This is a genomic window from Streptomyces capoamus (assembly GCF_014654935.1).
In the GTDB taxonomy this organism is placed as follows: domain Bacteria; phylum Actinomycetota; class Actinomycetes; order Streptomycetales; family Streptomycetaceae; genus Streptomyces; species Streptomyces capoamus.
Genome location: NZ_BNBF01000019.1, coordinates 1 through 4423, shown reverse-complemented (window position 1 = coordinate 4423; position 4423 = coordinate 1). Strand labels below are relative to the sequence as shown.

Annotated in this window: 5 protein-coding genes and 1 pseudogene; 3 read left to right on the top strand and 3 right to left on the bottom strand. The window is 76.9% G+C overall.

From position 1 onward, the window contains the following. Positions 1-187: 187 nt before the first annotated feature. On the top strand, positions 188-406 hold the full coding sequence (locus IE312_RS26510) for a ferredoxin (protein WP_189984847.1): 219 nt from the start codon (positions 188-190) through the stop codon (positions 404-406). 68 nt (positions 407-474) lie between these two features. Here IE312_RS26510 and IE312_RS26505 read toward each other — a convergent pair whose 3' ends face one another. Both IE312_RS26505 and IE312_RS26500 read right to left on the bottom strand, forming a co-directional pair. Beyond that, on the bottom strand, positions 475-1251 hold the full coding sequence (locus IE312_RS26505; protein ID WP_229900466.1) for a glycosyltransferase family 2 protein: 777 nt from the start codon (positions 1249-1251) through the stop codon (positions 475-477). Between the two features lie 190 nt (positions 1252-1441). Further along, on the bottom strand, positions 1442-1783 hold the full coding sequence (locus tag IE312_RS26500; RefSeq protein ID WP_189984846.1) for a DUF6344 domain-containing protein: 342 nt from the start codon (positions 1781-1783) through the stop codon (positions 1442-1444). Between the two features lie 349 nt (positions 1784-2132). Here IE312_RS26500 and IE312_RS41920 point away from each other — a divergent pair, with 349 nt between their 5' ends. Together IE312_RS41920 and IE312_RS26490 are read left to right on the top strand one after the other, a co-directional pair. Beyond that, positions 2133-2261, top strand: a complete 129-nt coding sequence (locus IE312_RS41920) for a DLW-39 family protein (protein WP_003999697.1) — start codon at positions 2133-2135, stop codon at positions 2259-2261. A 228-nt stretch (positions 2262-2489) separates the two neighbouring features. Continuing rightward, positions 2490-3860 (top strand): hypothetical protein, encoded by a 1371-nt coding sequence (locus IE312_RS26490; RefSeq protein WP_229900465.1) that lies wholly within the window; start codon positions 2490-2492, stop codon positions 3858-3860. On the opposite strand, the pseudogene IE312_RS26485 reads toward IE312_RS26490, so the two are convergent. Further along, positions 3824-4423: pseudogene (locus tag IE312_RS26485) on the bottom strand (hypothetical protein); the annotation flags it as partial. The gene IE312_RS26490 and the pseudogene IE312_RS26485 overlap by 37 nt on opposite strands.

Here is a 4423-nt window from a genome sequence, read left to right as displayed (position 1 = left end):
ACGACCTGGGTCCCGAGGACGGCGAGGCGGTCCGCACGCTCGTCGACCGGCTCGACGAGCCGACGGTCCGCCGGGTGGCCCACTGGCTCTCGGCCGCGGGCGGCCCGCGGTAGCCCGGGGGCCCGGTTCGGCGGGGCAGCGGCCGGGCAGGGACGTCCCGAGTGTCACCGCGACGCGTGGAGGACGCATGAAGGTCTCCGTCGACCGTTCCCTGTGCTACGGCTCCGCGGAGTGCGCGTACCGGGCACCGGACGTGTTCGCCTTCGAGGACGGGTACGGCGTCGTACGCCCCGGTGCGGCGCAGGCGGCCGGGGATCCGCGGGTGCGGGAGGCGGTCCGCGAGGCGGCCGAGAGGTGCCCCGCACAGGCGATCGCCCTCACGGGGACGGAACCGGAGGCCGGGTAGGACCGCGAGGCAGGACCGGGCGGGAGGCCCTCGGGGGCGCCGGGGGTGCTCCCCGCCGGGGGTGCCGTTCAGCGGGCGGGAGGTGGTGGGTAGGCCCAGCCGAAGGCGGCCAGTGCCCGGGCGCGGGACTCGGCGACCGCCATGCGGGCCGCGCGTTCGGCGGGATCGGTGTGCGCCGGCCGGCCCGTGACCTGGCCCTCCCACTTGCGGTACAGCAGGCCGGCCTCGGCCGTGAACCAGCCGCGGCTCACCGCGTCCAGCGCCAGCAGCAGACCGGTGTCCTCCGAGGCGGGCAGCGCCATCCAGCCGCCCAGGGCGGTGAGCAGCTCCCGCCGGACGCACAGGCTCGCCGGGTGGACCGGGGCGCGGAAGTCGTTCCGCTTCCAGTGGCCGAGGACGGTACCGCGTTCGATCGGGCCGTCGTCGGGGTCGCCGGGGAAGCCGGCCGTGGAGCCGTCGGGCAGCAGGTCCAGGACGCGGGACGTCGTCCAGCCGACGGTCGGGTCCGCCTCCAGCACGGCCACGTCCCGGGCGAGCGCGCCGGGCGTGAGCTGGTCGTCGGCGTCGAGCACCTTGACGTAGGCGCCCTCCGCGCGCGCCAGCGCGATCGTCCGGGCGACCCCAGGGCCGCCCGGCCGGCCCCCGCGGAAGGACACCCGGGCGTCGTCCGGGACGTGCGGGCGGACGTCCTCGGTGGTGCCGTCCTCCTGCACCACCCAGTCCCACTCCCAGCCGGCGGGCAGCCGCTGCGCGCACAGGGAGGCGTACGCGTCCGGCAGGAACCGGGCGGACGGGCCGTGGACAGCGGTGACTACGGTGACGCGCCGGTTCACGGCAGCGCTCACCACCTTTCCGGGTCGTGGGTGCGGGGTCGGTCGTGGTCCGTGGGGTGCGAGGTCCTCCGAGCATGGCGTACCGGGGGGCGGAACAGCGCGAGACCCCCGGCCGAACCCGGCCGGGGGTCTTTCCGTGTCGACTGGTGCGTACGCAAGTCGCCGTGCGGTCGAGACGTTGCGGTACAGCGGCGGTCGGGGATCAGCAGTCGAGGGACTCCGCCGGGTGCTCCTCGGACGTGGTCTCCGCCTGGGTGTCGGGGAGCGACCGGTGCCGGCAGCCGGGGGTCTTCCCGTGGGCCTCGGCCCGGATCCGCTGCTTCATCGTGGGGGGCAGGGCCTTGGCGTGCGACCAGACCCAGTGGCGGGGCGCCGGGATCGTCGGGGTCGTGCGGTGCGCGGTGCCGGTGCGGGGGCTCTCGGTCCGGGGTCCGGCCGCGGCGGCGGTCGCGGAGGCGGCGGTGACGAGTCCGAGCGCCGTGCACAGCGCGAGGAAGGCGGTGACGATGGCGGTCCACAGCTTCATGACCTTGTTCTTGGCCATGGCCCCTCACTTTCGGGTCGGGCGATTTGCGTACTTTCCTCATGATGTGTATGAGCGCCGCGAGGTGGTGGACCGACGCCCGTGGCGCGTCGATGTTCCGATGAACACCACTCGGATGGGTGCACAAAGGCAGAAAAGCCCGCAAAACGCGCTGAGGGTGAGCGAAGAGGGAGCAAAGTAACGGTCCGTGGGGGTGCCGTCACGCTCCGGCCGGAACCGCCCGCGACCTGGCCTATTGCGCTTCCGGAGGCGGGAGTTGGGCCCCGGCGCAGGTCACCGATCGATATCGGTCGGTGTGTATAGTCGGGCGCCAGAGGTCCCCAACGTCAAGGAAAGACGAGGTCGCGCGGTGAAGAAGCTGCTCCTGGTCGCACTGGCCGCCATCGGCGGGCTCCTCGTGTACCGCCAGATCCAGGCGGATCGCGCCGAGCAGGACCTGTGGACGGAGGCGACTGACTCCGTGCCCACGGGTTCGTGAGTCCCGATACCCGATCTGTACCGACCCCGGCCGCCTGCGCGGCCGGGGTTTTGTGTTCCGCCCGGGTTGCGGGCGCCCGACGGGTGGGTTAGCCGACGGCCCGGTGCCCCGCCGGCGCCGGGCGCGTTTCGGACGGGCGCGGCCATTGCCCGGATGGCCGAGCGGCGGCCGGGGCAGGATGGGGCCCGCGGCCGGGAGCGGCCGTCCGACGACCGGGGGTGGTGGCGCGTGCGGGCGCGAGGCGGTACGACGGCGTGGACATGGCGGCGGGCCGGGGCCGCCCGGCGCGCCCTGGTCCTGCTGCTGGGCGCCGCCCTCGTCCTGTTGCCGGGCACCGCCCTCGCCCTGCCGGCCGGTGCCCCGGCCGCCGCCGCGCCCGCGGCACCGGCGCCGTACGCCTTCGTCCCCGGCGCCCGGACCGTCGCCGGCGCGCAGCGGCCCACCGCGGACGCCGCCCTGCTGGACCCGGGCCGCGCCTACCGCAGTTCCCTGCCGCGCGACGGCAGGCTCTTCTACCGCCTCCGCCTCACCGCCGAGGCGACCGCGTACGTCCCCGTCACCGCCGTACCGCCCGCGGACACCACCGTCTCCGCCACCGACGGCATCCGCGTCTCGCTCCAGGACGCCAAGGGCACCCCCTGCTCCTACGCCTCCACCCGCTTCGGCGCCGGGCTCAGCCCCCGCCCGGTCACCGCCCTGGCGCAGCGCGACGCCGGCAAGGCACTGTGCCAGGGCCCCGGAACCTACTACGTGCTGGTGGAACGGCTCGACGCCGAGGGCTCCGGCGCGGCGGCCCGGACCGGCCGCTGGGACCTGGAGATCACGCCCGCCACCGAGCCCGGCCTCGCGCAGGCCGGCCCCAGCACCGCGCCGCAGACCTGGGACTCCGCGACACCGGCGCCCCTCACCGGCACCGCCCGCGACCGCCCCGGCGGCACCGGTTTCAGCACCGCCCGCCCGCTCGGCCAAGGCGTCTGGCGGACCGCCCTCGCACCCGGCGAGACCCGGTTCTACAAGGTCCCGCTGGACTGGGGCCGGCAGCTGCACGCCTCCGCCGAGCTGGGCGGCGCCGCCGGACACGGCTATGTCGGCGGCGCCCTGGACCTCTCCCTGCACAACCCCGTGCGCGGCTACGTCGACGACGCCGCCCTCGGCTACACCGGCGCCCCGAAGACCGCCGCCCTCGCCCCGCTCCCGCCCGTGGAGTACGCCAACCGCCAGGCCGTGCCCGCCGCGGTGACCTCCGTCCGCTTCGCCGGCGACTACTACCTCGTCGTGCACCTCAGCACGCGGCTGGCCGGCACGTTCGGCCGGGGGCCGTTCGAGGTGACCCTGCGGGTCCGGGTGGGCGGCCGGGCGCACGCGGGGCCCGCGTACGCCGGCCGGCCCGTGCCCGCCGACGTCTTCACCCTCACCGAGCAGGACCGGGAGGCCGTGCCGGTGGCGGCCGCCGGGGACGGGACCGGCCACCGGGCGATGCGGCTGCTCGCCGCGGGAGGGATCGGCACGGGCACCGCGCTGCTGCTGCTCCTCGGCGGCTGGACGCTGGCGGCGCGGCGGGCTCACGCCCGGGCCAGCGCCCAGAAGCCGATCGCGTAGCAGGCGAGCGCCAGCAGCAGGAGGGGGATCGCGGCCTTGGCCGGCGGCCCGGGGCGGCGGGCCGCGCGCCGCGCCCGGCGGCCCCGGGCCCGCCGAACGGGGGGCGGCGGGGGCACGGACGGGAGGGCCGCCCGCGGATCGCGGGCGGTGTACGCCGCCGTGGTGGTGTCGATGCCCAGATTTGGCACCCCGTCCGGGAGCGGGAGCGGGAGCGGGGGCGGAAGCGGCAGCGGGGCGGGGGCCGGGGGGTGCTCCGGGGGCCGCTGGGGCGGCGGCAGCCGGAAGCTGCCGGTGTCGGAGAGGGAGCCGGTGCCGGTGGAGGCACCGGGGCCCCTGTCCGTACCGGGGCCGGGGCCCGTTCCAGGACCCCTGCCCGCGCCCGCGCCCGGGTCCGGGTACGCCCCCGTCCCCGCACCCGCATTCGAACCCGTGAGCGCGCCCGTCCCCGCACCCGACCCCGTGAACACGCCCGCGCCCGCGCCCGCCCCCGTCCCCGCACCAGAACCCGTGAACGCGTCCGCGCCCGCACCCGGACCCGTGAACGCCCCCGCCCCCGCACCCGA